Here is a 26,705-nt window from a genome sequence, read left to right as displayed (position 1 = left end):
CCTATCCGCGCCCCGGTCCCCACAGGATCAGCGCCGCGCCGCCGAGGCAGATCGCGCCGCCGATCAGGTCCCAGCGGTCGGGCGCCACCCCCTCCACCATTTTCAGCCAGACCAGCGAGGCGAGGATGTAGATGCCGCCATAGGCCGCGAAGGCGCGGCCCGCGGCATCGGCATCGACGCGCGTCAGCGCCCAGGCGAACAGTGCAAGCGACACCGCGCCGGGCGCCAGCCACAGCGGCGAGCGGCCGAGGCGCAGCACCGCCCAGAAGGCGAAGCAGCCCCCGATCTCGGCAAAGGCGGCGAGGATGTAGAAGGCGAGGGTGGAGAGCGGCGCGGTCACGGATGGTCCGCCGCGCACAGGCGGTGATCGCCGAGCGCCTCGATCACCCGGCAATCGCCCGCCAGCCCGCCGCGACAGCGTCCGACGATCCGCTCCAGTTCGTCGCGCAGCGCGGCGAGCTGCGCGATCTTGCCCTCCACCTGCTCCAGATGCGTGCTCGCGATGCGGTCGGCCTCGCCGCAGTCGCGCGCCGGATGATCGGAAAGGTCGAGCAGCGACCGGATCTCGTCGATCGTGAACCCGAGTTCGCGCGAATGGCGCACGAAGCTCAGCCGCGCGCGGTGCGCGTCGCCATAGCTGCGGTAATTGGCGGCGGTGCGGTCCGGCGCCGGAAGCAGGCCGATCCGCTCATAATAGCGGATCGTCTCGATATGCGTGCCGGTGGCCCGCGCAAGCTCGCCGATTTTCATCGCTTGACCCCGTAGTTGCTACAGGCTGCATATAGGACGCCGACTCGAAAACCCAAGGAGGTTCGGTGATGGCCGATTCATGTTGCGCCGGCAAAAGCGGCACCAGCGCGCTCAATGATCCCAGATGGCGGCGCATCCTGTGGATCGCGCTGGTCATCAACGCCGCGATGTTCGGGGTCGAGATCGTTGCCGGGGTTGCCGCCGATTCGCGGGCGCTTCAGGCCGACGCGCTCGATTTCCTGGGCGACAGCGCCAATTATGCGATCAGCCTGGGCGTCGCGGGCATGGCACTGACGTGGCGGGCGCGTGCCGCGCTGCTCAAGGCGGCGACGATGCTGGCCTTCGGCCTCTGGGTGCTCGCATCGACCTTGTGGGGATTTCTGAGCGGCAGCAGCCCGCATGCCGAAACGATGGGGATCATCGGCATCGCTGCGCTGGCCGCCAACGTCATCGTCGCGCTGCTCCTCTATCGCTATCGCACCGGCGATGCGAACATGCGGTCGGTATGGATCTGCTCGCGCAACGACGCGCTCGGCAATCTCGCGGTGCTTGCCGCGGCGCTGGGCGTGTTCGGGACGGGGCAGGGGTGGCCTGACCTGATCGTCGCCGCGATCATGGCCGCGCTCGCCATCTGGGGCAGTCTCGACGTGTTCCGCCATGCGCGCGGCGACCTGACGGTCGCGGCGCAGGAGGCGCGCTGAGGCGTCAGAAGGCGATGCCGGGTCGCAGGACGATCTGGAAGAAGGCGAGCAGCAGGGCCAGCGCCGCCAGCGGCGGGCCGGGGTGCGCGAGAGCATGACTTTCCGTTCCGGCGCGCCGCATGGCGAAGCCGAGCGCCAGCCAGCCGAGCCCGATCAGGTGCACGACGATCGGGATCAGCACGACCTCGACCGGTTCGCGCGGAACGCGGAACGGAATGCACAGCAGCACCGCCGCGGCCAGCCCGGCAGCGACCGGCAGCACCGTCGCGCGGTTCGCGGACCCGCGGCGCAGCGGCCACAGCGGCGCCAATGCACGCCCGGCGGCGAACAGCGCGATCGCCGTCCCGGCGAGCAGCGCGGCGCGAACCCCGGCCCCGGCGCCCAGCCAGGCCAGCGCACGGCCGACGTCGTTGCCCGGGATCAGGCTGCCGACCGCCCATTGGCTCAGCGACTGGAACAGCCCCTCGAACGCCATCCAGAAGGCGAACAGGCGCCAGCCGGGTCGGTCCGGCCCGATCCGCCGCGCCAGCCAGAGGAAGAAAAACCCGCTCGCCAGCGTCGCGACCGCGCCCGTGGCCTGCAGCAATTCGGCGATGGGCGCATCGCCGCGCCAGTCGTGATCATTGTGGTAGAGCACCGGATGCAGCCCCGGCACCAACGCCTTGGGGAGCACGAGCCCGACCTCCTGCACGAAGAAGGTCAGGTTGAAGGCGAGCGCGCAAAGCAGTGCCGATGCGCCGAAGCCGCGCCACTGCATGGACTTGCGGCCCGGTGCTTGCGGCAACAGCCAAAGCCCCGCCGCGAGCGGAACGAAGGCGAGCGCGGCGACGAGGGCGATCAGGATGGTCAAGCCGTGGATTCCTGCAGGGGCATCATGCTTCCGGGGCTGCCCCTATCTGGCGTGAAGCGAACACCTGCCTGAAAAGGGGAGGTCTATGGGCGTGGCGCCCTGGAGCGGGATAGCACGAACAGAGTCGTCATTGCGACCCCTGCGAAAGCCGGGCGAAGCAATCGAGGGCGGTCTACGCACACTCGGGATTGCCGCGCGGCTTCGCCGCTCGCAATGACGATTCCAAATAAGGCCGCTCCGCTCCGGCAGCGGGGTTCCGGTTGAACGCCACGTCGATCAACCCACCGGCGCCTGCCAGCCGCCGCCGAGAGCGAGGAACAGCGCGACGAGGCTGGTCGAACGCTGCTGTTCCGCCTGCGCGATGCTTGCCCGAATCTGGGCGAGCGAGCGTTCGGCGTCGAGCACGACCTGGAAAGCCTCGCGCCCCGCCTGATAGCGCAGCCGTGCGATGCGCGCCGCTTCGCCCGCCTCGTCCGCGGCGCGGCGCAGCGCCGCCAGCCGGTCGAGTTCGCCCGCATAGTTGGCGAGCGCGCTCTCGGTCTCCTGCAACGCCGCCAGCCACGTCCCGTCGAAGGTCGCGAGCGCCGCGTCGGCGCCCGCCTCCGCCTGTTTCAGCCGCGACCGTGCGACCGCGATGTTCGGAAAGCTCCACGAGATCAGCGGGCCGATCGAGAAGCGGAAATTGTCCGAACGGCCGAGCCCCGACACCGACCCCGCGGTCGATCCGATCGCGCCGCCGATGCTGATGCTGGGATAGAGGTCCGCCGTCGCGACGTTGACGCGGGCCGCCGCCGCCGCGAGCTGACGCTCTGCGCGGCGGATGTCGGGGCGGCGCGCGAGCAGCGAGGCGCCGTCGCCGACCGGGATCGGCCGGTCGAGCTCGGGCGGCGCCTGGCATTGCAGCGCCGCCTGCGGCGCCTCCGCCGGCGGCTTGCCGGTCAGCACCGCAAGGCGATAGAGCGCTGCGGCGCGCTGCGCTTCCAGCGTCGGCAGTGTCGCGCGCGTCTGTTCGAGCAGCGCGCCCGCCTGACCGGTGTCGAGCCGCGTCGCGCGGCCACCCTCGAACAGGCGGCGCGTCAGGTCGAAGGTCTGTTCCTGGATGCGCAGCGTGTCGTTGGCGACCGCGAGCTGGCGGTTGAACGCGCAGACATCGGCATAGGCGCGCGTGGTTTCCGCCGCGACGGTGATGCGGGTGAGGTCGAAGGCGGCCTGCACCGCGTCGGCGTCGGCGCGGCTCGCGCGGATCGCGCTTTCGACGCGGCCGAACAGGTCGACCTGATAGCCGACGTCGAGACCGACGTCATAGCTTTCGCCCTCGACCGGACCGACGCCGGTGGTCGCGCCCGACTGGCGCGCATAGGTGCCGCCGGCGCCGATGCTGGTCGTCGGGAGGCGGCCCGCCTGCGCTTCCTTGAGCGCCGCGCGCGCCTGCGCCAGATTGGCGGCGGCGACGCGCAGGTCGGTGTTGGCGGCCAGCGCCTGCCCGACCAGTGCGTCGAGCGTCGGGTCGCCGAACAGGCTCCACCATTCGCCCGGCGGCTGGTCGCCGGTGAAGGCGGGCGATGCGCCCGCTTCGAGGAACGGCGCCTGCGAGGGCGCGGTCGGAGTCGGCGACACATAGCCGGGACCGACCATGCAGCCCGACAGCGCGACCGCGGCCGTTGCGGAGAGAAGGATCGAACGGGTCATCACTGGGCCTCCACCGGCTGTTCGCCGCCTGCGCCGCCGCGGCGCCGCCTGACCCGCGCCTTCACGCGGTCGCCGAGGTGGCGGCAGACGACATAGAAGACGGGGGTGAAGATCAGGCCGAACACGGTGACGCCGAGCATGCCGAAGGTGACGGCGGTGCCGAGCGCCTGGCGCATTTCCTGTCCCGGGCCGCTGGCGACGGCGAGCGGGAGCACGCCGAAGATGAAGGCGAAGCTGGTCATCAGGATCGGCCGCAGGCGCGACCGTGCGGCATGCACCGCAGCCTCCAGCGTGCTCATCCCCTCTTCCTCCTCGCCCTGCTTGGCGAATTCGACGATCAGGATCGCATTCTTCGCCGCCAGCGCGATCAGGACGACGAGGCCGACCTGCGTCAGGATATTATTGTCCATCCCGCGCAGGTTCACCCCGATCATCGCCGCCAGGATGCACATCGGCACGATCAGGATCACCGCGAGCGGCAGCGGCAGCGATTCATATTGCGCCGCGAGCACGAGGAAGACGAACACGACCGCGAGCAGGAAGATCAGCACCGCGCTGCTTCCCGCCGCCTTCTCCTGATAGGCGAGGCCCGTCCATTCATAGGCGAATCCGGCGGGCAGGGTCTGCGCGGCGAGCCCCTCCATCGCGGCGAGCGCCGCGCCCGACGACACGCCCGGCGCCGCCTGTCCCTGCAATTCGACCGCGGGGAAGAGGTTGTAGCGCACGACGCGCGTCGGACCGCTGTCGTCGCGGAAGCTCGCGACCGACGAAAGCGGGACCATCTCGCCCGACGAGGAGCGAACCTGAAGCCGGCCGACATCCTCGATCCGGCTGCGCGCGGACGGTTCGGCCTGCGCGGTCACGCGGAAGGTGCGGCCGAGGAAGTTGAAGTCGTTGACATAGGTCGAGGCGAGATAGGTGCCGAGCGCGGCATAGACCTGGCTAGGGTCGACGCCCAATATCTGCGCCTTGTCGCGATCGACGTCGGCGAAGATGCGCGGGCTTCCGGTGTTGAACAGCGAAAAGACCTGCGTGACGTCGGGCACCTGCTGCGCGCCGCCCATCATCGCCAGCGTCGCCTTTTCGAGATCCTGATAGCTGCCGCCGCCGGTTGCCTGGATCATCATGGTGAAGCCGTTGCCGTTGCCGAGCCCCTGCACTGCCGGCGGGGCGATGACGAAGGCGTTGGCTTCGGGCAGCGCGCCGGCGAGCGCGCCCGACAATTGCTGCGACAGTGCGGTCGCGCTGAGCGTCTTGCCGCGATCGCTCCAGTCGGCGAGGCGGATGAACATCGTGCCCGCGTTCGATGCGGTCGAGAAACTCGCGCCGTCGAGCCCGGCGAAGGTCGAGACGCTCTCGATCCCGTCCATCGCCCCTACCGTCTGCTGGGCGCGGGTCAGCACCTCGCTGGTGCGGTCGAGCGACGCGCCGGGAGGAAGCTGGACGACGCCGATCAGCACGCCCTGATCCTGGTCGGGAATGAAGCCCGTCGGCGTGTCGGTCAGGCGCCAGCCGGTGAAGGCGAGCAGCACCGCATAGATGACCAGCATCACGCCGGTCTTGCGCACCAGCTTCGCCGTCGTCTGGCCGTAGCGTTCGGACAGCTTGTCGAACCCTTCGTTGAACCGGTCCGCCGCGCGGCGGCCGAAGCGCATCACCGGGTTCTTCGGTTCCGCGTGCCGACCCTCTTCGTGCGGGCGCAACAGCAGCGCCGCCATCGCCGGCGACAGCGTCAGCGAGGTGAGCAGCGAGAAGACCGTCGCGGCGGCGATCGTCACCGCGAACTGCTGATAGAAGATGCCGGGGATGCCGGGGACGAAAGCGGTCGGTACGAACACCGCGACGAGCACCAGCGCGATCGCGATCAGCGCGCCCGACACCTCGTCCATCGTCCGGTGCGCGGCCTCGCGCGGGCTGAGGCCCTGCCGGACATGCTTCTCGACCGCCTCGACAACGACGATCGCGTCGTCGACGACGATGCCGACCGCGAGCACGAGCGCGAAGAGCGACAGCGAGTTGATCGAGAAGCCGAGCGCGAGCTGCACCGCGAAGGTGCCGACGAGCGACACGGGGATTGCGACGATCGGAATGATTGCGGCACGCCACGTCTGGAGGAAGACCATCACCACCAGCACGACGAGCAGCAGCGCCTCGACCAGCGTTTCCTGCACCGCCGTCACCGACGCCTGGACATATTCGGTCGGGTTGAACGGAATCTGATATTCGAGCCCCGGCAGGAAATCCTTGGACGCCGCTTCGACTTCCTGCAGCACGAGATTCGCGGCGTCGAGCGCGTTGGCGCCGGGCTGCTGGATCACCGCCATGCCGACGCCGGGCCGGCCGTTGAACACGCCGCGCACGCTGTAGTCCTGACTGCCCAGTTCGACCCGCGCGACATCCTTCAGCCGGGTGATCGCGCCGTTCTGCGTGTCGGTCTTGATCACCACGTCGGCGAATTGTTCGGGGGTGACGAGACGGCCGGGAACCTCGACCGGCAGCTCGAACGCGGGATTGCCCTGGCCATAGGGCGGGGCGCCGACCGAACCGCCGGCGACCTGGACATTCTGGCTTTGCAGCGCGGCGACGATTTCGGTCGCGGTCAGGTTCCGCGCGGCGGCCTTGTCGGGATCGATCCACACGCGCATCGAATAGAAGCCGCCGCCGAAGATCTGGACGCCACCAACGCCCTTCAGCCGCAGCAGCCGGTCGCGCAGCGTCGAATTGGCGTAGTTGCCGACATAATCGGTGTCGATCGCCGGATCGGTCGAGGTCAGCGCGACGATCATCAGGAAGCCGGTTTCCTGCTTGTTCACCTGCACGCCGATCTGACGCACCTGTTCGGGCAGGCGCGGCTCGGCGAGCGCGACGCGGTTCTGGACAAGCACCTGCGCGGCATCGAGGTCGGTGCCCGGCTGGAAGGTGACGGTGATCTGCGCCATCCCCTGCGTCGAGCTGCTCTGCAGATAGAGCATGTTCTCGACGCCGTTGATCTCCTGCTCCAGCGTCGAGGCGACCGTCTCGGCGATCGTTTCGGACGAGGCGCCGGGATAGGAGGCGGTGATGCCGATCGTCGGCGGCGCGATCTCCGGATATTGGGCGAGCGGAAGCTGCGGATAGGCGAAGGCGCCGATCAGCGTGATGAAGATCGCGATGACCGCCGCGAAGATCGGGCGATCGACGAAGAAACGGCTGAATTTCACTGGTCGGCGCCCTTCTTCGCCGCCGCGTTCCTGGCCGGGGAGGTCGGCTGGGCCTTGGCGGTGACGACCTTGCCGTCGGGGGCGATGCGGCCGGCCTCGACCTTCGCGGGCTTGCCGGGCATCGCGCGCTGGATGCCGCCGACGACGACGCGATCCTGCGCGGTCAGGCCCGAGCGGATGACGCGCAGCCCGTCGATCACCGGGCCGAGCGTCACCGGACGTGCCTGCACGACGTCCTTGGGGCCGATGACATAGACGAGGCGGCGCGCGGCATCGGTGACGATCGCGGTGTCGGGAACGAGGATCGTGGAGCGGGGTGCCGAGGCGGCGAGCTGGAGCTGGCCGAACAGGCCGGGACGCAGCTTGCCGTCGCTGTTGGCGACCACCGCGCGCACGGTGATCGTGCCCGACCCGGTGCTCAGCGCATTGTCGACGAAGTCGATGCGTCCGGTGCGGGTGTAGCCTTCCTCGCCCTGCAGGCGGATGCGCACCGGTGCGTCCTGCAGCGTGTCGCCGCGGCGCTCATATTCGAGCAGGCTCGCCTCCGACCCCTGGAAGCTGAAATGCATCGGGCTGGTCGACACGATCGTCGTCAGGATCGTCTGGTCGGCGGTGACGGCATTGCCGGGGTCGACCAGCCGCTGCGACACGCGGCCCGAGATCGGGGCGGTGACGCGGGTGAAGCCGACGTTGAGCGCGGCGGCACGGATCGCGGCCTGCGCGGCAGCGACGTCGGCCTCTCCGGTGCGCACGGCGGCGCGGCGCTGTTCGACCTCCTCGGTGCTGGCGGCCTGCGAGGCGGCGAGCGTCTGCGAGCGCGCCAGTTCGGTCCGTGCGTTGGCGAGCGTCGCCTGCGCCCGCGCAAGCTGCGCGCGCGCCTGGTCGAGCGCGGCCTGCGACGGTCGCGCGTCGATGGTGAAGAGAAGCTGGCCGGCGCGGACATACTGGCCGTCGGTGAAATGCGAGCGCTGGAGATAGCCCGAGGCGCGCGGGCGCACCTCGACGCTGTCGACCGCCTCGAACCGCCCGACATAATCGTCCCATTCGGTAACCTCGCGCACCAGCGGCGTGGCCGCCGTAACCGGCAGCGCGGGTGGACCGCCCTGCGCGTCGTCGCCGCCCGAACAGGCGGACAGCAGCAGCGAAAGCATCAGCGAAAGCGCGAGAGGAAAGCGCAGGGTCATGGCTTGTATCTTTTTTCTGTCAGGACGATGCGGCATCGCGCGGCGAGGGAGGGGGAAGGGGCCGCGCGACGCCGGGGACGCCGACTAATCGCCCTTGCGAGGCAAGTCAACACCTGTTGATTTATTCGCGGAATGCTTTAGGGGCGGCGCCATGGTGAGGACCACACCCATAAGGAAACGCAACCCTGTCGCGACGCGCGCGACGATATTGGCCGCGGCGCACCAGCGTTTCGTGCGCGAAAGCTATGACGGCGTCGGGCTGCGCGACATCGCCGGCGACGCCGGGGTCGATGTCGCGCTGATCGGCCGCTATTTCGGCAGCAAGGAGGGCCTGTTCCGCGAAGTCGTATTCGCCGACAAGGAAGCGCATCTGTTCCGCGAACCGAAGAGCGTCGCCGACCTGCCGGCTTTCCTGGCCCAGCTTGTTGCCGAGGATGCCGACGAGGATCGGCAGCATCGGATGGAAATGTTCATCATCATGCTGCGTTCCGCTTCCTCGCCCAAGGCGGGGGAGATCATCCGCGACCTCGTCCATCTCGACGTGCTCGGCCCGCTGGCCGAGCTGATCGGCAAGGACGGCGAACTGCGCGCCAACATGCTGCTGTCGATCCTGATCGGGATCGGCGTGCTGCGAAGCATCATGCGCGTCGATGCGCTGTCGCTCGACGACGGCGACCGGGCCGAATGCACCGAACGCTTTCGCTGCCTGTTCGAAGCCGCGCTGACCTGCTGACGTGCGGGGCGAGGCGGATTACCGCTTCGCCTCTGCCGCGGCGGGACCGTAGAGCAGGCCGTTGAACAGGAATTTGAAGGTGCCGTGCGATTGCGCGCGCTGGGCGACCTCCGGCCCCATCAGGAACAGCTTTCCGCGGCCGAGGCCGATGTCGGCCACCGCGATCGTGCCGGCCAGCCTTTCCTCGCCGATGGCCCAGCCGCTGCGCAGCGGATTACGATCCTCGAACCAGGCGACCTTGCCGTAATCCGTGGCGCCGGGCGCCGGGGTGAAGGTCTGCGAGCGGTTGAAGAAGATGTCGACCGCCTCGGGCAGGCCGTATCCCAGCGGTTGCCGGTTATCGACGCGCGCCCGCAGGATCGACCCGGGAATATAGAAGCTCTTGGTGTCGAGCGCTTTGCGCTCACCGCCGACCTGCCGCACCAGCGCCGGGGCGAGCGGCACCGACAGAAGGTCGGTGAACCGTCCCGCATTGCCGATCGCGACGACGGTCCCGCCACCGCGGATGAAGCCGTCGATGGCGGGTGCGATCCGCTCGTCCGAGAGTGTTCCCAGCGTCGCGCGATATTCGGGCGGCGTGTCCCGTTCGGACGGCTGCTTGCCCGCCCGGTCGGTTCCCCACGCCCCCTTCGGCGGCAGCGCGCCGTCGGTGAACAGGATCACGTCGAAATCGTGCGCGAGGTTTCCGGCCTCGAGCCGCTTGGGATAGACGGGCCGGAAATCGAACTCGAACTGTTCGAGCAGCCAGCGGGTCCAGCCCGCCGACATCAGCCCGCCGTACCGGTCGACGAGGCCGATGCGCACCGGCTTCAGCGGCAGGAGTCCCGCCTCGGGCGCCCGGTCGCTGGCGATCGCGACCAGTCCCAACTCGCGGACGGCCCGCTCGATGACCGGTGCCGCCCTGGGCGAGGCCGGGATCCAGATCGCGCCGGGCCGCAGCGCGTGACCGTTCGCGGTGACCGGCGCGTCGATCCATGCCGGCTTTGCCCCCGCCTTGAGCAGACGGTTGGTCAGGATGAAACTGTTGTTCGTTTCGTGGCCGACGATCCAGCCGGCCTTGCCCTGTCCCTCGATGCGGCCGGGGGGCGGGGGCAACAGGTCGGGCACGCGTTCGAACGTCCCCTCGACGCCGTCGAGGATGCGGTCGAAGCCGATCCCCATCTGATAGGCGAGCGTATAGCCGGTGATGTCGTAGGGCGCCTTCGGCGGACCGCCGGGATATTCGGTGTCGTGCGGATGGTCCTGTGGCTCGAACATGTCGAGAATATGCGGACGATAGGCCTGCGCGGTGCGCACGATATAGGAGCCCGCCGGATAGGTCTTACCCCCCGCCGCGAATGGCGCGGCGGCCTGTTCGACATCGACGCCGTTCTTGATCAGCGCGTTGAGGAAGGCAACCGCGGTCGGCATGTCGGCCTGTCCCGCCGGGATCACATAGGCGCGCGGATCGCGCTCCTCGGGTCGCTGCGTCAGGGCGGCATAGAGCGCCGGGTCGACCTTCTTCGCGCTGCCCGGGCGCGCGTCCTTCTGGTCCAGTGGTGCGGCGTCGGCGAGGCGCTGGACTTTGGTCGGCGTCATCGTCCAGCTGTCCCTGCTGCCCTTCTCGATGCTGTTCGCCCCCATCCGCCAGATGTTGAAGAGCAGCCGCTCGCGATTGCGCGACGCATAGTCGATGACCGCCCGGTTGAGCGTCCATTGATAATCGAGCGAATCCTGCAGATGCCAGGCGCGCGGCGCGATCGGCATCATCTCGTCGCCGCGCGGCAACTGCGTTGCCGGGACCAGCGGTATCTTCGTCGGCGTCGGGCCGCCGATGATCTCGGTCAGCAGGCCGATGCTGTTGTGGAAATAGGAGACCGAGCGCTCCATGCCGTTGTGCCACGTCGAATAGGGCGCCGCGCTGCGCGTGCCCGATCCCGCCTTGCCCTCTGCGATCAGGCGCGAATGCATGGCGAAGCCGACCTCGTTCAGCATCGCCATCACGATCGGATCATAGTTGAAGTTGAAGGGGTCGCGGAACGGCGGCACGAACACCACCATTCCCTCGGGGCCGGTCTGGTGCTGGTTGTAGACGATCTGCGGATACCATTGGCGGAACAGGACGCGGTTGACGTTCTCGGTCTCCGGCATCGCCGCCATGAAGCTGTCGCGGTTGTTATCGTGGCCGACATATTTCTGGTAGAGCCGCGGCAGCGTCGCATATTCGCGCTTTGCCGGGTCGGCGTGGCGCATGTACCAATTGCTGACCAGTTCCATCCCGTCGGGATTGTCGTGTGCGAACAGGATGATGCAGTCGTCGAGCATGCGCAGCGTTTCGGGATCGGACTGGCTGAGCATGCGGTGGATGATCTGAATCTGCCCCTGCGACGTCACCGTCTCGGTAGCATGGAGACCGGCGTCGATCCACACGACGGCCTTGCCGCGCGCCGCCAGCCGGTGTGCCTCGGCTTCGTCGACGCCCTCCGCCTTTGCCAGCCTTTGCGCAATGTTCCGATATTCGTCGAGCCGGGCGAGGTTGGCGGGGGAGGAGACCACTGCCATCCACTGGGTGCGACCTTCGGCGGTCTTGCCGATGTCGACCAGCTTCATCCGGTCCGTCTCGCCGGCGAGGCGCTTCAGATAGGCCTCATATTCGCTGTAGTTCGCGAGATAATAGTCGCTTCCCGGCGACTGCTTGAAGAAATCGGCCGGCGCGGTGACGGCGGCGGTCGTAGTGCCCGCTTCGGCGGCCTGCTGCGCGAGCGCTGATCCCATCGGCAGCGTTGCCGCGAACAGGGCTGCGGCGATGGCGGCCGAAGGATGATGGCGCATGAACGACTCCGGTTGAACTGATGGCGGGCGAAGGCGCGACCGGCGGAATGCCGTATCGCTGGTGCCGGCTGTCGGACTCGAACCGACGACCTACCGCTTACAAGGCGGTTGCTCTACCAACTGAGCTAAGCCGGCACGCGGCGTTTCGCCCTTTGCTTCAAATGATGCCGAAGGTCCAGCCTTCGGTGCGTGCGACGGCATCGGTCAGCGGGGCGGGGGACCAGAGGGCGGTGTCCGATGCGATCGCGCGCAGCCAGGCGGCGGTGAGCAGCGCGTCGCTCGCATGGTCGCTGATCGGGCCGACGAAGCTCGCGGGCGGCGACCCCAGCGCCGCGAGCGCGGCATCGAGCGCGGCGCCGTCGCGGATCTTGCTGCGTCCCGGTGCCATTCCTGCCGCACGCGCGGCGAGGCTGGTATAGATTTCGACGAGCAGGGGACCCCGTGCGGGCACCGGATCGACCGGCCACAGCGGCAGGCGGCCGGCGAGGCGATGGAGCAGGCGCATGCCGCTGAGGCTCGCCTTGCCGACCTGTGCCGCGCCGACGAGGTTGAAGTTGCTGACGCTCGCCGCCTGGCGCGTCGCGCGCTGGTGATGCTCGACGATGCGCAGCCGCCCGGCGCCGGGCTCGAACAGATCGCCGACTTCGCCCCCCGGGTGCCGGAAATGGCGCCGCGCCTCTGGGTGAGCCAGGAAGCCGCCGGCTTCGTGATGCGGATCGCCCGCCGCCAGCCGCTCGACGAGCGCCCAAAGGTCGCGAATCCGGTCCGGGCTGTCGCGCCAGCCGGGAAAATAGGCGTCGCGGTCGGCGAAGGCGAAGGCGGCCGAGAAATCGAAACCGATCAGCATGTCCGCGTCCGCGGCCAGTAGCGATTCGAGCCATGCAAGCACCTCGCCCCGCGACCAGACATGACCGGGATGGACCAGCCGCGGCGCCGCCGCGCCGCTCGCGACCGCTAGCGCGATCCCCTTGTGCCGCGCGCCGCGGGCGCCCGACCAATCGATGGCGGTGAAATGGGAAAAGCGGCGCATGCGTCCTCATAGAGTTATCTCATTCCTTGCACAAAGCGCGCGGGCGTCCCACATGCACGCCATGCTGATCGAAACCGAATCGACGCCCAACCCCGCGACGCTCAAATTCCTGCCCGGCCGGCCGGTGATGGACATGGGAACCCGCGACTTCGCCAGTCCCGAGGAAGCCGAAGCGTCGCCGCTCGCCACCGCATTGTTCGCGCTCGGCGACGTGACCGGCGTCTTCTTCGGTCGCGACTTCATTTCGGTAACGATCGCGCCCGGTGCCGCATGGGGCGATGTGAAGCCCGACGTGCTGGGCATCATGGTCGATCATTTCCTGGCCGACATGCCGCTGTTCCATCCTCCGAGCGCCACGGGCATCGCGGTTCCGGCGGAGGAAGAGGAAGGCGGGTTCGCCGATGACCCAGCCGATGCCGACATCGTCGCGCAGATCAGGGAATTGATCGAGACCCGCGTCCGCCCCGCGGTCGCCAACGACGGCGGCGACATCATCTATCGCGGGTTCGACAAGGGGAATGTCTATCTGAAGATGCAGGGCGCCTGTTCGGGCTGTCCGTCTTCGACCGCGACGCTCAAGAACGGGATCGAGACGCTGCTCAAGCATTATGTTCCCGAAGTGACGGCGGTTCACGCCATCTGAATCCAGCCACAGGAGTATCCCGATGAGCGAGCCGCTTGCCGACAGCGCCCTCGACCAGCTTTTTCGTGCCGCGCGCACCTATAACGGTTATCTCGACCGGCTGGTATCGGAGGATCAACTGCGCGCCATCTGGGACCTGATGAAATATGGCCCGACGAGCGCGAACAGTCTGCCGGCGCGGATCGTCTGGTGCGTGTCGGACGCGGCGAAGCAGAAGCTGGCGGCGCTCGCCATGCCGGCCAATGCCGAGAAGATATTGAAGGCGCCGGTCACCGCGATCATCGCGATGGACCATGAATTCTACGAGCATCTGCCCGAACTGTTCCCGCACACCGACGCGCGGAGCTGGTTCGTCGGCAACGCGGCGCTGGCGCAGACGACGGCGTTCCGCAACGCAAGCCTGCAGGGTGCCTATTTCATCATGGCGGCCCGCGCGCTCGGGCTCGATACCGGCCCGATGTCGGGCTTCGACAATGCGGGGGTCGACGCGGCCTTCTTTGCCGATACGCCGAACGTGAAGAGCAATTTCATTGCAACGCTGGGCTATGGCGATCCGGCGAGCATCTTCGAGCGCAGCCCGCGGCCCGATTTCGGCCGCTTCAATCGCATCGCCTGACCGCGCGCGGCATCGATGCGGCGCCTGGTCATCGATTCGGCGAGCGAAGCCTGCTCGGCGGCGCTGCTGGACGAGGACCGGGTCGTCGATTTCCGGCATGAAATCATCGGGCGTGGCCATGCCGAACGGCTGGTGCCGCTGATCGCAGAGCTGGCGGACGGCGGCCGCGCCGACGCGATCGCGGTCGGCTGCGGCCCGGGCAGCTTCGCGGGCGTGCGCATCGGCGTCGCCGCGGCGCGCGCGCTGGCGCTCGGCTGGCGCATCCCGGTGCAGGGCTTTTCGACATTGGCGCTGGTCGCGGCAGGGGCGGCGGAAGCGGTCGCGGCGGCGGACGGCGCGCTGGTGGTGATGGAAGGCGGGCACGGCCAATGGTTCGTGCAGCCCTTCGGCGCCGATCTCGCGCCCCGCGCTCCGGTGCGCTCGCTGTTGCCCGACGAGGCGGCCACGCTCGATGCGGCGCTGGCGGTCGGCAACCGCGCCGAAGCCTTTGTCGCGCGGCGCGGGTCGGGCCGGGCGCTGCCGATGCTGCCCGACGCCCGCCATGCCGCCGCGTTACCCCCCGTCGCCTTTTTCGACGATCCCAGCCCGATCTATGGCCGCGACCCCGATGCGAAACCGATGGTGACGCGATGATGGGGGGTCTGCGCCTCGCGCCGGCCAAGATCGCCGACATCGGCGCGGTGATGCGTGTGATGGAGGCGGCGTTCGACCCGACCTATGGCGAAGCGTGGAGCAGCGCGCAGATGCTTACGCTGTTCGCGCTGCCGTCGGCGCGCGTCGCGCTCGCCTGGGACGGGGAGGTGCCCTGCGGCTTCTATGCCGCGCGCGTCGCGGGCCCCGAAAGCGAATTGCTGCTGCTCGCCGTCGTGCCCGACCGGCGCGGGCGCGGAATCGGCGCACGCCTGATCGACGACTGGCGGCAATGGGCGTCGGATCAGGGCGTGTCCGACTATTTCCTCGAAATGCGCGCCGACAATGACGCCGTTCATCTTTACACCCGCGCCGGCTTTTCTGAATGTGGCAGGCGAAATGCCTATTATAGAGGCGGCGATGGATTGGTCCGCGATGCGATTACCATGCGGCGATCGGACATAGCCGAAGAATAGATACGATTCGTCTTGCGACGGAACGATCCCGATGCCACTATAGGTGTCGGGACGCAGAGATATACTATGGGGCATTCCTGCCTCCGGTTCATACGATAAGGAACAAGCTCATGTCGGATCAGGCCGATACCAATGAAATGCTCGTGACGCTGACCGCCGATATCGTCGCAGCACATGTCAGCAACAACAGCGTCGCGATTTCGGACCTTGCGATGCTGATCAATAATGTCCATGCCGCGCTGTCGGGGCTCGGCACCCAGCCGGAGCCCGAGGAAAAGCCGGTCCCCGCGGTGTCGATCCGTGCGTCGGTCAAGCCCGACCATATCGTCTGCCTGGAGGACGGCCGGAAGCTGAAGATGCTGCGCCGCCACCTGATGACGCATTACGGCATGACCCCCGACGATTATCGCGCCAAGTGGGGCCTGCCCGCCGACTATCCGATGGTCGCCCCCAGCTATGCCGAGAAGCGGCGCGCGCTCGCGAAGGAGATCGGCCTCGGCACCAAGGGGCGTGGTGGCGGTCGCAAGCGCAAGAAAGCCTGAATTTTCGCGCCGGTGGAAAGGAAGGGGGCGACGGCCGCAAGGCCGCCGCCCTTGTCCTATCGCCCGGGCGACCCTATACAGTCGGCATAAGAACAGGCACGGCTGCTTCTTGCAGGAAAGGCTCCCATGTCCGGTACGATCGATCTTGAGGCCCTGTGCCACGAAAAGGGTCTGCGCATCACCGAGCAGCGCCGGATCATCGCCCGCGTGATTTCGGATTCGGAGGATCATCCCGACGTCGAAACGCTGTACGAGCGCGCGTCGAAGATCGACAGCGGCATCTCGATCGCCACCGTCTATCGCACCGTCCGCCTGTTCGAGGAGGCGGGGATTCTCGACCGCCACGATTTCGGCGACGGCCGGTCGCGCTACGAGGCGGCGCCCGAGGCGCATCACGACCATCTGATCGATGTCGAGACCGGCCGGGTCATCGAATTCGTCGATCCCGAGTTGGAGGCGTTGCAGAAGGTGATCGCCGAGCGGCTCGGCTATCGCCTCGTCGATCACCGGATGGAGCTTTATGGCGTCGCCATCGATCGCAAGCGCGACTGATCGCGCTCCGGTCACCTGGCGCACGGTCTGCCGGCTGGCGCTGATGGTGGTAGTGCTGCTGTTCCTGATCGTTCCGCATCTTTGCTATCGCGCGGTGGGGCGGCCATCGCCGATGGTCATGGCTTTCCTGAACGCCGCGGGCTGGATCGCGGGGCTGCGCATCCGCACCACGGGCACCCGCCTGCGCCGCGACGTGCTGTTCGTGTCGAACCATGTGAGCTGGCTCGACATATTGGCGCTGGGCGGCGCCGCGCGGTCGGCCTTCGTGTCGAAAGCGGAGGTGGGGGCGACGCCGCTGGTCGGCTGGCTCGCCGACCAGAATCACACCATCTATGTCCAGCGCGAGGCGAAGCGCGAGATTCACAACCAGACGAACGCGCTGCGCAGCGCGCTGGCGCAGGGGCGGCCGGTGACGCTGTTTCCCGAGGGGACGACGGGGCCGGGTGATGGCCTGCTGCCCTTCCGCCCCTCGCTGCTCCAGGCAGTCATCCCGACGCCGCCGCGGCTTCAGGTCCAGCCGGTATTCCTCGATTATGGCGAGGAAGCGCCCGATATCGCGTGGCTGGACCCCGAATCGGGGCTCGACAATTTCAAGCGGATGCTCGCGCGGCGGCGCCCGGTCGCGCTGACCATCCACTATCTCGATCCGCTGCCCGACGAGATGGAGAGCGATCGCAAGCTGCTGGCCGAGGCGGCGCGCAGCGCGATCGTCGCGCGCATGGAAACGGCGCGCCCTTCCGCGACGGCACGGCATCGCCTATAGCGCGCCGATGACATTCGACTCTCCAGCCCGCAAGCCCGCCCCGGGCCCCGGCAAGACCTTTCGCGTCAAATCCTTCGGTTGCCAGATGAACGTTTATGACGGCGAGCGCATGGCCGAGATGCTGGAGGCCGGGGGCTATGCCGCCGCCGCCGAGGGTGTCGACGCCGACCTCGTCGTCCTCAACACCTGCCACATCCGCGAAAAGGCGGCCGAGAAGGTTTATTCGGACATCGGGCGGCTGAAGCGCGAGGATGGCAGCCGCCCGACGATCGCGGTCGCGGGCTGCGTCGCGCAGGCCGAGGGAGCGGAGATAGCGCGCCGCGCGCCGAGCGTCGACGTCGTGGTGGGGCCGCAGGCCTATCACCGCCTGCCCGACCTGATCGCGCGCGCCGAAAGGGGCGAGAGGGCGATCGACCTCGACATGCCGCTCGACAGCAAGTTCGGCGCGCTGCCGAAGCGCGCCGGCGGCCAGCGCCCAACCGCCTTCCTGACCGTGCAGGAGGGTTGCGACAAATTCTGCACCTATTGTGTCGTGCCCTACACGCGCGGCGCCGAGACGAGCCGGCCCTTCGCGGACCTGATCGCCGAAGCGCGCGCGCTGGTCGCGGGCGGGGTGCGCGAGATCACGCTGCTCGGCCAGAATGTCAACGCGTGGGACGGCGAGGACGAGCGGGGTCGCGCGATCGGGCTCGACGGGCTGATCCGCGAACTGGCGAAGGAGGACGGGCTCGAACGCATCCGCTATACGACCAGCCACCCGAACGACATGACCGACGGGCTGATCGCCGCGCATGGCGAGGTGGACAAGCTGATGCCCTTTCTCCACCTGCCGGTGCAGGCGGGCAGCGACCGCATCCTCGCCGCGATGAACCGCAGCCACAGCGTCGAATCCTATCTGCGGGTCATAGAGCGCGTCCGCGCCGTGCGGCCCGACATCGCGATCTCTGGCGACTTCATCGTCGGCTTTCCGGGCGAGAGCGAAGCGGATTTCGAGGAGACCCTCGCCATCGTCCGCGCCACGCAATATGCGATGGCCTACAGCTTCAAATATTCGCGCCGTCCCGGTACCCCCGCCGCGACGATGGACGGACAGGTCGAAGAGGCGGTGATGAACGACCGGCTCCAGCGGCTCCAGGCGCTGCTCAACGAACAGCAGCAGGCGTTCAACGAGCGGACGGTGGGGCGGGCGACGCGCCTGCTCCTCGAACGTCGTGGCAAGCATGACGGCCAGCTCATCGGCAAGTCGCCCTGGCTCCAGTCGGTGCACGTCACCGCGCCGGGGCTCATGATCGGCGACATGGTCGAGGTGCGGATCACCTCGGCGGGTCCGAACAGTCTCGGCGCCGAACCGCTGATGGAAGAAGTTGCCTAGTGCGATCCGCTGAAACAAAAACTCCGTTCGTGCTGAGCTTGTCGAAGCACCGTCCTTCTTGTTGCGACGTCAAAAGAAAATACAGCCCTTCGACAAGCTCAGGGCGAACGGTTTTGTTTCGCTGAACTTGGTTCAAGGAGTCCTGCCCACGTGTCCAAACGCCCGCTGACCGCCGCAACGCCCGCCGAACCCGGCGACCGCGTCCGATTGACGGCGGAGTTCGAGCGGACACAATTGTTGGGCATCCTCTTCGGCGAGTTCGACCGCAATCTCGTCGCGATCGAGAACCGGCTCGGCGTCTATATCTCGGCGCGCGGCAACCGGGTGCAGATCGAGGGGGAGGCCGAGGCCGCGGCGCGGGCGCGCGACGTGCTCACTGAACTCTATGGCCGGATCGAGCGCGGCGAGGAAATCGACGTCGGGCTGGTCGACGCGGTGATCGCGATGACGGCGCAACCGACGCTCGACGGCATCATCCGCCACGAAGCGGCGGACGCGCCGGCGGTGATGATCCGCACGCGCAAGAAGACGATCGTCCCGCGCGCGCCGTCGCAGGTCCCCTATATGCAGGCGCTCGCGCGCGACGACGTGATCTTCGCACTCGGCCCGGCGGGTACCGGCAAGACCTACCTTGCGGTCGCGCAGGCGGTCGCGCAGCTCATCACCGGCAGCGTCCAGCGCCTGATCCTGTCGCGCCCCGCGGTCGAGGCGGGCGAGAAGCTCGGCTTCCTGCCCGGCGACATGAAGGAAAAGGTCGATCCCTATCTGCGCCCGCTCTACGACGCGCTCCACGACTGCCTGCCCGCCGAGCAGGTCGAGCGCCGGATCGCGAGCGGCGAGATCGAGATCGCGCCGCTCGCCTTCATGCGCGGCCGCACGCTCGCCGACGCCTTCATCATCCTCGACGAGGCGCAGAACACCACCATCCCGCAGATGAAGATGTTCCTGACGCGCTTCGGCATGAACAGCCGCATGGTGATCTGCGGCGACCCCAAGCAGGTCGACCTGCCCGCGCCCGCGACGTCCGGGCTGGCCGACGCGGTCGCGCGGCTCGAAGGGATCGAGGGGATCAACGTCAGCCGCTTCACCGCCGCCGACGTCGTCCGCCACCCGATCGTCGGGCGGATCGTCGAGGCCTATGAGGGGCCGGGGGCTTAGGGCCGATCGATATTCCGCTCTGACGGTCTTCCGGTGCTCGCGGCTGGGTGTCCCCGCGCAGGCGGGGGGCCGGAGCATTCTGACACCGGCGCAGACTTTTCGCCGCTCTGGGCTCCCGCCTTCGCGGGGGGGTATAGTGATTGTGGACAGAATTAGCTTGTTGACCACAGAACATATTGAGCTCGGTGAGCAATGCAGGTTCGGCTATTGCGCCATCAGTCAGCTTTGCGACGATCGAACTCTGCAACTCCCGAGAACAGGTAGCCGACCAAAGCCCCGGCCAGCGTTGCAACTGTGCTCCCATCAATCAGCCCTTCAAGGGCCAATATTATGATCATCGGCGGCAAAGTTGTTGCGCCCGCAAACTGCCTGCACGACGCGAACGCCGAGGCCGAAGCTCGTTCCATCTGCCTTCTTCGCCTTGGCCCGATAGATCAGCAATGCGATCGGATTGATAACAATCGCTAGCGCCAGAATTATCTCAATCCAAAAGGGGCCACTCATTCGGGTTTCTCCGATTTCAGCTTGGTTCTACGGCCTCTTTTAGCCGCTCATCCCAGCGCGCTTCATCTTCATCCGCTTCCCCGGTCGCGGGCGGCTCGTTTAAATTTGTCCATTCCGCGCCTTCAAAATGGGGTGCTAAATTGACTCTCCTCGGCCGATGTGGCTCATATTGGCATATATTAAGGATATAGCCTACGGGGGAAAGTGGGGAAATGGTGACGAGACTTGAAATTGATGTGGACCGTATCTTTCTCGACCAAGAGAATCCTCGCCACAAGCCTTATGAAACACAATCTGAAGTCATTGAATATTTGTGTAGCCACGAGAGCATCCTCACCCTTGCGAGGGATATTGCTGCCAACGGTCTTAATCCGATCGAACAATTTGCACTAATCCCTGACGATGATGCGGACGATGACTCTTCAACCTATGTTGTTGCTGAGGGAAATCGACGGATTTGTGCGTTAAAGCTCCTGCATGACCCTGATCTTGCACCTGCAAAACTTCGAAATGGTTTTTCTCAAGCTGCGAGCGGTTGGCCCGGCGTCGGGCCGCTGCCCTGTGTTGTCTTCGATGATCGTAAGGCCGTAGACCTTTGGTTGAAGCGTATTCATGATGGCGAGCAGGGCGGCATGGGGCGCCGAAAGTGGAGTTCCGACCAATCTGCGCGTCACAGTGGGAGCAACAAGGATAAGCTCGCACTGAAAATTCTGGACTACGCTGAAAAGAAGGGCTTAATCTCATCTGATGAACGTAAGGGAACCCTCACTACAGTATCAAGGTATGTAACGAAAGCACCTGTCCAAGCTGCATTTGGCATTGATGCAACCGATCTAAATAAGATTCGACTTACGAAGTCGGAGGGCGATTTCGATACTCTCTTGGGTAAATTTCTCGGCGATCTCGCGAGTGGCCACGTCAACAGCCGAGCCAAGGGCGTTGAGACCTTCACGGCCTACGGTCGCGAATTGGAGTCAGTTCCCGTGTCCGGGCAGGGAAAAGTCGTTCCCGGCCTCCTCGATATTAATCAGAGTCGAAAGCCGTCCGCGCGTCGCCGGACCAAGATCAAACCCCGCGCTACTCTCGCTCACGAACATGAGATTATGGATGCGTTGAAGGCCGTCAACAGCCAAAAATTGATCAGCCTCTATAACTCGATCACGATCATTCCGCTGACTCCTCACGCCCCACTCGTTTCTGTTGGAGCATGGGCCTTCTTAGAATCGCTGGCGACGAAAGCGGGTGCGGATGAAAACACAAACTTCTTGTCATTCTTCAGCAGGGATCGGCGTGCTAAATACGGGCTACCGACTGGTAAGGGATCAAAGGCCATCACCGAGGCGCTCAACCAAGTGTCAGCCTCAGGTGATGTTACGAAACACGACGGGACGGCTGCGCTGTTCAATGGTGAACAGCTTGCTAACAATATGGATACATTAAAAGAATTGATCATTCAGTGCATCAAGGAGATCGAAAACCAGTCGCCATAAAATAGGTGTGGCCGAACGGCCGAGGTGCCGATATATGGTTATGGCCCGATCGAACTCGCCCCTTCGCTATCCCGGTGGTAAAACCTGTCTCTATGGTCTTACCTCTGAAATCCTTCGACTGAACAAATTGGAGCGATGCAGTTACGCGGAACCCTATGCAGGCGGAGCTGGCCTCGCGGTGACCTTGCTGTTTGAGGGGCATGTAAGCGACATCCACCTAAACGATATCGACCGCTCGGTTTGGGCGTTTTGGGATAGTCTGCTCAATCAGACGGATGAGCTGGTCGGATTGATCCGGGATACTCCTGTCAACATCGACGAGTGGCATCGTCAGAGGAATATCTGCCTCAACCCTCAGGATTTTGACGATCTCACCTTGGGCTTCAGCACGTTCTTTCTGAACCGGACAAACCGATCCGGCATTGTAAAGGGGGCTGGTGTGATTGGTGGCCTGAATCAGGATGGAAACTACAAGATCGATTGCCGCTTCAATAGAACTGAATTAATCCGGAGGGTAAATCGCATCGCAAAATACAAATCTCGCATCCACCTTTATCGTCTCGACGCGCTAGAATTCATGGACATTATGGATAAACAGCTTCCAGTAAGATCATTTTTTTGTATAGACCCTCCTTATTTCAATAAAGGGTCAAGCCTATATACTAGCTTTTATAATCCTGATGATCATGCTGCGGTTAGCCAAGCGGTTCTAGGTCTAGATCGGCCTTGGATACTGACTTACGACAATACTCCAGAAATTTCATATCTTTATAAAGCGCGTCGACAATTTGGGTTTGATGTAAATTATTCGGTCCAGACCAAGCGCGTTGGTACAGAATTGCTCGTCGCATCGAAAGGATTAAAAATGCCGAGCGAAGTGCGGGACAGGATGGTTTACCGACCCCAATATCGCTCGGCATAGCTACTTGGTCGCCCGTGCCATTTGCGAGCGATTGCAACGCCTATAAATCTGCTCAACCTTCGGGGTGGTGTCAGATATTAGGTTGAGCCACTTACCGACGATACCACATCATACAACAGCCGCCTTCTGAGGTTTGATGGATCGACACCCAGAGCCCTTGCGGTAGGCCGCAACCCATGTGCCGCGACTTGATCGCGAAGCCCGGCCAATTCAGCTTCCCGATTCCGAGCTTGTTCGGCCTGTTCTTCGACGCGAGCAATTCCGGTCTGCGCTTCGGCCCGCGAGCGGTCGGCATCCGACACGCCATAGTTGATTTTCATGGTGTCGGTCTGACCCAATGCCGCTCGCCGCTCCCAATCATCGGCCTCCTTACCGATATACCGGATATAGGGAACGGCGATATGTCGCCGCAGCGTCGTGCCTTTGTCGAGAAAATTGCCGTTCAAGAATTTGACTTCAGGGGAGATATGATATTGGGCGAGCGCCTCGGCATAGGTTCGCAGAATTGCGGGATCGACGGATTTGCCGGTTTCCCGGTCAAACACGGTTGCGGCGGCTTTCACGCCGTTTTTCTCAAAGGGCGCGATGGGCTTGATCGGTGCGACCTTTTTGGGCCGCCCTCGCTTCGAGGGATCGACGATGGTTTCGGAAAAGCCCACCAGCCCGATACCATACGAGAGCATAAACCCGAACGGCCTGACCTGATCGCGATAGTCGCGATTCGCGTTGTGGAATTTGAACCAGCGCAACAGGTCGGGCGAGGTTGCAGCATAGCGGCTGCGCGCAGGCCCGTTCATGGCCGGGTGATAATCCCGCGCCACCCGATCGGGACGACCGGCTAGCACGGCACTGACAATCTGATGCCACAGGTCGCAATGCCAGCGCACCGTGCCATCTTTCAGCACTGATTTATCTGGCACCGGAAAATGTTTCGGAGCGTCGGCATCATCATAGGGCGGCATTAAATGCCCCAGCCCATGCGCCGACACTTTCCGCATGATCGGCTGACGCTCGCCGTTGAGATTGAACAGGGCATATCGCTTCGATGAAATCGCCAAGCAAAAAAGCGGCTCCAGTTCGCCGGTTTCCAGCGAATAGTTCACGTCCTCGATTTTGAGGATTGAGGCGGCGAAGTCATAGGGGTTGAGCGCGTCGAACCATTGCGCGACGCTTTTCACCCGCGCCGTAAATTCGTTGGACGACATGGCATCGGGCTTGGCAATCGCCATGCTGTCGGTGTCGCAAAAGGACCAGTCCAGCCCCGCATCGGTGACAAGGCGTTCGGTGATGGCAAGCATCAACCGCGCCGCGCCGGTAATCAGCGTTGCGAGCAGCGGATGAAAATAGGTGCCGGGATTTTCATGCCGATCGGTCGAAAAACTGAACGGCTCGCCGGTCGAGTTATGCACCGTGACCCGCGACGGCTTGGGACGCTCATCGACATTGACCTCGACCCAAATACCATAGCTGGTCGCATTGGCAGCAATTTTCAGGGCGTTCTGTTCGATGTCCAACGCCTCGCGGTCGGCATCGTCGGCGTCGTCGCGGTCCTGTTTGACGGTTTGGCGCAGTTCGATGACGCGCTTGAAAAAGTCCGTCTCGTTCGGATCGACGCGATAGGCAGGATTGCCGTTGATATTGATCGCCGCAAGTCCGGGCTGCACCGGCCCCGGCGCAAAGCGGATAGCCTCCAATATGACCGGGGCCTTGCCAGACAAAAGCATGGAAGCGATGCAATCCGCGAGCGTGAACCATAACGGAGTGTCGGATGACAGATGGTTCAAGCCTATCGTGTTTTGCCCTTGCTCCGCATAGTCGGCGCGAACGGGGAAAATATCCCCGTCCGGCATCACGCGCACCAGCACGGTCATTGCCTGCCAAATATCCGGCGATTGCAGGTCGGCCAAGTCGATGCGGGCTAGAAGCGAGCGGGTTTCGTCGGTGGCGTCATGCCATGTCATGCCGTCGGCAATGACGAAATCCCACAGGCGCATGAGGGTGCAAACGGTCGGATACATGGACAGGAAATCGCACAGCATAACTTGCCGCAGTTCGCGGCGAATACGGACCTCGGACCGGCCTCCGAAATAGCTGCCCATGATTTTCGCGAGCAGATTACGCGGGAAATCCGGTTGCATCTTTCGCCACGGCTGAATGCCCATTGCTTTCAGATAGGCTTTGCCGATGCTCGCCTCGCTATAGATTTTCTCCGGTCGGGCGTCGGTCAACTCAAGCTGGTCAAAACGGGCCAAGGCGATACGATAGCATTCCCATGTTGCTTGCACGTCGGCGACCCCGTAGCGGATCATCTCATCATTGATCGGTGCGGAAAAGTCATCGAAATCCAGCTTGGGATGCTCGACCTTCAAAAAGTCGCACAGGCTGGCGAGAGAGAAATTGCGAGCGAACAGTGCGCCGGCAAGCGTTTTCACATCGAGGAAATGCCCCCGCCGAACCGGCATATTCTGCCCGCGCTTGCGCTGGCTGCGACTGTTGCGCTGCGCCATGATTGCGGCGAAAGCGATGGACGCAGCGCGCCGCGACATATGCTTGACCCGAATATTCGGATAGATTTTCTGTCGCGACAATTTGAACGTGAAGCCTCCGCGCATCATGCCGTTATCGTCGCTCATCGGAGTCCGGGCCGATCCATGCTTGATCGCGAGCCGTGAAATATCGAATGGCAGGTTGAAGCCAACGATACGGGCGCGGAGCGCGAAGGCGTGGGCGAAGAACACCTCGTCGACAAATTCGTCGCGAGTTCGCAAGCGCAGCCGATGCGCTTCGGCATTGGCGGACAAGCATTCCAGTTCGGCTGCGGTGACGCAATCGGGATCATAGAAGATGCCAGCCTCGTCGAGTTCGTCGAGCTTGCGGAACTGATATGCACCAAACCGCAATGCCTGGGCAGCGTCAGCCGTTGTCTCGGTATCGAAAATCAGCGTCCATTCGGATGCGGGTGTGATCGACCGGCCGCGCTTTGGCTTGCGATCGTCGAGTTCGGACAGGTCTATATATCGCGGACCTGCGAAGGCGCGGACGGCGATCGGCAAGCGATCGGTGATCGGTGGGACACTCGTCATGCCTTGCTTCCCACCGACGCCGGCGCGGCCCGTTCGATCAGCGCATGACCGAAGGCGACCAGCTTTTCGACGATCAGCCGCAGCATGTCGGCGAGGCCGAGTAGGAAATGACCAATCCGGTCCAGCAGCGGATCGGCGTTAGGATTGAAAACGGGATAATCCTTCTGGTCGTCGCTGACCTTGCGATGGCAGTTGCGGCAGATAATCACCGTGGCATCATCCCATCGGCGCCCCGCAATGTGATGATCCTCAAGACAGCGGTCATCACCTTCACCGCAAACACCGCAGCGCGGATGATTGCTGCCTAACCTTTCCAGTCGAAATTGCTTTCGCACCTCTTTGCGCAGTTCGTCATTGGTCACGTCCATTCTCCTTCATTGAACAATTCGGTAAATTTCAGGGAACGCAGGTTCGCCGGACGCGGCGATCCGATGCAGCGTGTTGGGATCGGTTTCGAGGAGATGTGCCCTGCCCTTGGTGTCGAGGACCGACTTGCCCGCGAAGGGACGCAGCAAGTCCGGATTATTCGATGTCAGGAATGCTTTGACCGCGTTCAGATGATCGCCATTGAGCGACGCATGACCAAAATCGCGCAGCTTGATCCGGTGACATTCGCCGTTCGTCATCACGACCATTTCGCGTGGACGATCATCGGATATTTTGAGAGATTTGCCGCGTCCGAAAACTGCGACCGCATCAGCCAGAAATCTGCTAAAGCGCTCAGGCGCGATGCCTACCGCCTTCGCCGCAGCGGCACGATTGCCAGTCTGGCGATAGAGTTTCAGGGCAGCTTCAAATTTATCCGCGTCCTTGACGGTGCGCTTGCCGACCGCCGTCTCACCGGCCTTGGCATGGCCGCGGGCCTGCGAACGGCTCAGGCCGCGCTTGGCGGCATTGGCGATGCGGCGCTGATATTCTGCGCGATAATCTCGTTTTCGCGTCATGGGTAATCGGTGACCCACTATCGCGAGTCCACTCTCGCAAATCGAGACGCATCTGTGTGATA

25 protein-coding genes and 1 tRNA gene are annotated in these 26,705 nt (G+C 64.8%); 13 read left to right on the top strand and 13 right to left on the bottom strand.

From position 1 onward, the window contains the following. Position 1: 1 nt before the first annotated feature. Complete coding sequence (locus SGRAN_RS15760) at positions 2 to 340, bottom strand: YnfA family protein (RefSeq protein ID WP_067187124.1); 339 nt, start codon at positions 338 to 340, stop codon at positions 2 to 4. Next, a complete protein-coding gene (locus SGRAN_RS15755; protein ID WP_067185244.1) occupies positions 337 to 750 on the bottom strand; it encodes a MerR family transcriptional regulator in 414 nt (137 codons plus the stop codon). Before SGRAN_RS15755 ends, SGRAN_RS15760 begins: the two co-directional genes overlap by 4 nt. 68 nt (positions 751 to 818) lie before the next feature. Here SGRAN_RS15755 and SGRAN_RS15750 point away from each other — a divergent pair, with 68 nt between their 5' ends. Further along, a complete protein-coding gene (locus SGRAN_RS15750; protein ID WP_067185241.1) occupies positions 819 to 1,451 on the top strand; it encodes a cation transporter in 633 nt (210 codons plus the stop codon). A 4-nt stretch (positions 1,452 to 1,455) separates the two neighbouring features. Here SGRAN_RS15750 and SGRAN_RS15745 read toward each other — a convergent pair whose 3' ends face one another. From SGRAN_RS15745 to SGRAN_RS15730, 4 genes are all read right to left on the bottom strand, one after another. Then, the gene (locus tag SGRAN_RS15745) at positions 1,456 to 2,301 is read right to left on the bottom strand and encodes a hypothetical protein (RefSeq protein WP_067185239.1); all 846 of its coding nucleotides are present in this window, start codon (positions 2,299 to 2,301) and stop codon (positions 1,456 to 1,458) included. Between the two features lie 276 nt (positions 2,302 to 2,577). Next, positions 2,578 to 3,990 carry an efflux transporter outer membrane subunit gene (locus tag SGRAN_RS15740; RefSeq protein WP_067185237.1) on the bottom strand — a complete coding sequence of 471 codons (1,413 nt, stop codon included), beginning with the start codon at positions 3,988 to 3,990 and terminating at the stop codon, positions 2,578 to 2,580. Further along, a complete protein-coding gene (locus SGRAN_RS15735; RefSeq protein WP_067185235.1) occupies positions 3,990 to 7,190 on the bottom strand; it encodes an efflux RND transporter permease subunit in 3,201 nt (1,066 codons plus the stop codon). The genes SGRAN_RS15740 and SGRAN_RS15735 overlap by 1 nt, the downstream gene beginning before the upstream one ends. Continuing rightward, entirely contained in the window at positions 7,187 to 8,374 is a 1,188-nt protein-coding gene (locus SGRAN_RS15730) for an efflux RND transporter periplasmic adaptor subunit (RefSeq protein ID WP_237233538.1), read from the bottom strand. Before SGRAN_RS15730 ends, SGRAN_RS15735 begins: the two co-directional genes overlap by 4 nt. Before the next feature lie 151 nt (positions 8,375 to 8,525). Here SGRAN_RS15730 and SGRAN_RS15725 point away from each other — a divergent pair, with 151 nt between their 5' ends. Next, positions 8,526 to 9,107: a TetR/AcrR family transcriptional regulator gene (locus SGRAN_RS15725; protein ID WP_082737298.1), complete on the top strand. Its 582-nt coding sequence runs from the start codon at positions 8,526 to 8,528 to the stop codon at positions 9,105 to 9,107. A gap of 18 nt (positions 9,108 to 9,125) precedes the next feature. Here the strand turns inward: SGRAN_RS15725 and SGRAN_RS15720 are convergent, their stop codons facing one another. The 3 genes from SGRAN_RS15720 to SGRAN_RS15710 all read right to left on the bottom strand — a co-directional run bounded on the left by SGRAN_RS15720 (position 9,126) and on the right by SGRAN_RS15710 (position 12,948). Continuing rightward, a complete protein-coding gene (locus SGRAN_RS15720) occupies positions 9,126 to 11,861 on the bottom strand; it encodes a M14 family metallopeptidase (RefSeq protein ID WP_148650989.1) in 2,736 nt (911 codons plus the stop codon). 116 nt (positions 11,862 to 11,977) lie between these two features. Next, positions 11,978 to 12,053: transfer RNA gene (locus SGRAN_RS15715), tRNA-Thr, on the bottom strand. A 22-nt stretch (positions 12,054 to 12,075) separates the two neighbouring features. Continuing rightward, positions 12,076 to 12,948: a hypothetical protein gene (locus SGRAN_RS15710; protein ID WP_067185225.1), complete on the bottom strand. Its 873-nt coding sequence runs from the start codon at positions 12,946 to 12,948 to the stop codon at positions 12,076 to 12,078. Between the two features lie 61 nt (positions 12,949 to 13,009). Between SGRAN_RS15710 and SGRAN_RS15705 the strand changes: the two genes are divergently transcribed. The 9 genes from SGRAN_RS15705 (at position 13,010) to SGRAN_RS15665 (ending at position 19,700) form a co-directional block, all read left to right on the top strand. Next, positions 13,010 to 13,591, top strand: coding sequence for a NifU family protein (locus SGRAN_RS15705; RefSeq protein ID WP_067105461.1), 582 nt, complete (start codon positions 13,010 to 13,012; stop codon positions 13,589 to 13,591). A gap of 22 nt (positions 13,592 to 13,613) precedes the next feature. Continuing rightward, positions 13,614 to 14,207 (top strand): malonic semialdehyde reductase, encoded by a 594-nt coding sequence (locus tag SGRAN_RS15700; RefSeq protein ID WP_067185224.1) that lies wholly within the window; start codon positions 13,614 to 13,616, stop codon positions 14,205 to 14,207. A gap of 15 nt (positions 14,208 to 14,222) precedes the next feature. Further along, complete coding sequence (gene tsaB, locus SGRAN_RS15695; protein ID WP_067185221.1) at positions 14,223 to 14,840, top strand: tRNA (adenosine(37)-N6)-threonylcarbamoyltransferase complex dimerization subunit type 1 TsaB; 618 nt, start codon at positions 14,223 to 14,225, stop codon at positions 14,838 to 14,840. Next, complete coding sequence (locus SGRAN_RS15690) at positions 14,837 to 15,313, top strand: GNAT family N-acetyltransferase (RefSeq protein ID WP_067185218.1); 477 nt, start codon at positions 14,837 to 14,839, stop codon at positions 15,311 to 15,313. Before tsaB ends, SGRAN_RS15690 begins: the two co-directional genes overlap by 4 nt. Before the next feature lie 110 nt (positions 15,314 to 15,423). Continuing rightward, positions 15,424 to 15,855: a MucR family transcriptional regulator gene (locus SGRAN_RS15685; protein ID WP_067105392.1), complete on the top strand. Its 432-nt coding sequence runs from the start codon at positions 15,424 to 15,426 to the stop codon at positions 15,853 to 15,855. A gap of 126 nt (positions 15,856 to 15,981) precedes the next feature. Further along, positions 15,982 to 16,407 (top strand): Fur family transcriptional regulator, encoded by a 426-nt coding sequence (locus SGRAN_RS15680; protein ID WP_067105391.1) that lies wholly within the window; start codon positions 15,982 to 15,984, stop codon positions 16,405 to 16,407. After that, complete coding sequence (locus tag SGRAN_RS15675) at positions 16,376 to 17,170, top strand: lysophospholipid acyltransferase family protein (RefSeq protein ID WP_067185215.1); 795 nt, start codon at positions 16,376 to 16,378, stop codon at positions 17,168 to 17,170. The genes SGRAN_RS15680 and SGRAN_RS15675 overlap by 32 nt, the downstream gene beginning before the upstream one ends. A 7-nt stretch (positions 17,171 to 17,177) precedes the next feature. Next, entirely contained in the window at positions 17,178 to 18,542 is a 1,365-nt protein-coding gene (gene miaB / locus SGRAN_RS15670) for a tRNA (N6-isopentenyl adenosine(37)-C2)-methylthiotransferase MiaB (RefSeq protein WP_082737297.1), read from the top strand. A 150-nt stretch (positions 18,543 to 18,692) separates the two neighbouring features. Then, a complete protein-coding gene (locus SGRAN_RS15665) occupies positions 18,693 to 19,700 on the top strand; it encodes a PhoH family protein (RefSeq protein ID WP_067185211.1) in 1,008 nt (335 codons plus the stop codon). Positions 19,701 to 20,015: 315 nt separating this feature from the next. On the opposite strand, the gene SGRAN_RS15660 is transcribed toward SGRAN_RS15665, so the two are convergent. Next, positions 20,016 to 20,204 carry a hypothetical protein gene (locus SGRAN_RS15660; protein ID WP_067185208.1) on the bottom strand — a complete coding sequence of 63 codons (189 nt, stop codon included), beginning with the start codon at positions 20,202 to 20,204 and terminating at the stop codon, positions 20,016 to 20,018. Between the two features lie 212 nt (positions 20,205 to 20,416). Here SGRAN_RS15660 and SGRAN_RS22335 point away from each other — a divergent pair, with 212 nt between their 5' ends. Continuing rightward, entirely contained in the window at positions 20,417 to 21,694 is a 1,278-nt protein-coding gene (locus SGRAN_RS22335) for a hypothetical protein (protein WP_148650899.1), read from the top strand. A 34-nt stretch (positions 21,695 to 21,728) separates the two neighbouring features. Continuing rightward, positions 21,729 to 22,616 carry a DNA adenine methylase gene (locus SGRAN_RS21895; protein WP_210434156.1) on the top strand — a complete coding sequence of 296 codons (888 nt, stop codon included), beginning with the start codon at positions 21,729 to 21,731 and terminating at the stop codon, positions 22,614 to 22,616. A 77-nt stretch (positions 22,617 to 22,693) separates the two neighbouring features. On the opposite strand, the gene SGRAN_RS15650 is transcribed toward SGRAN_RS21895, so the two are convergent. From SGRAN_RS15650 to SGRAN_RS15640, 3 genes are read right to left on the bottom strand one after another with little or no spacing between them, the layout of a single operon-like run. Then, positions 22,694 to 25,699, bottom strand: coding sequence for a hypothetical protein (locus SGRAN_RS15650; protein ID WP_067185204.1), 3,006 nt, complete (start codon positions 25,697 to 25,699; stop codon positions 22,694 to 22,696). Then, positions 25,696 to 26,061 (bottom strand): hypothetical protein, encoded by a 366-nt coding sequence (locus SGRAN_RS22330; RefSeq protein ID WP_148650898.1) that lies wholly within the window; start codon positions 26,059 to 26,061, stop codon positions 25,696 to 25,698. Before SGRAN_RS22330 ends, SGRAN_RS15650 begins: the two co-directional genes overlap by 4 nt. Positions 26,062 to 26,073: 12 nt before the next feature. Continuing rightward, the gene (locus SGRAN_RS15640; RefSeq protein WP_067185200.1) at positions 26,074 to 26,643 is read right to left on the bottom strand and encodes a hypothetical protein; all 570 of its coding nucleotides are present in this window, start codon (positions 26,641 to 26,643) and stop codon (positions 26,074 to 26,076) included. Between the last annotated feature and the right edge of the window lie 62 nt (positions 26,644 to 26,705).

It is taken from the genome of Sphingopyxis granuli (assembly GCF_001559015.1).
Classification (GTDB): Bacteria; Pseudomonadota; Alphaproteobacteria; order Sphingomonadales; family Sphingomonadaceae; genus Sphingopyxis; species Sphingopyxis granuli.
This window is presented reverse-complemented; position numbering and strand designations above follow the sequence as displayed.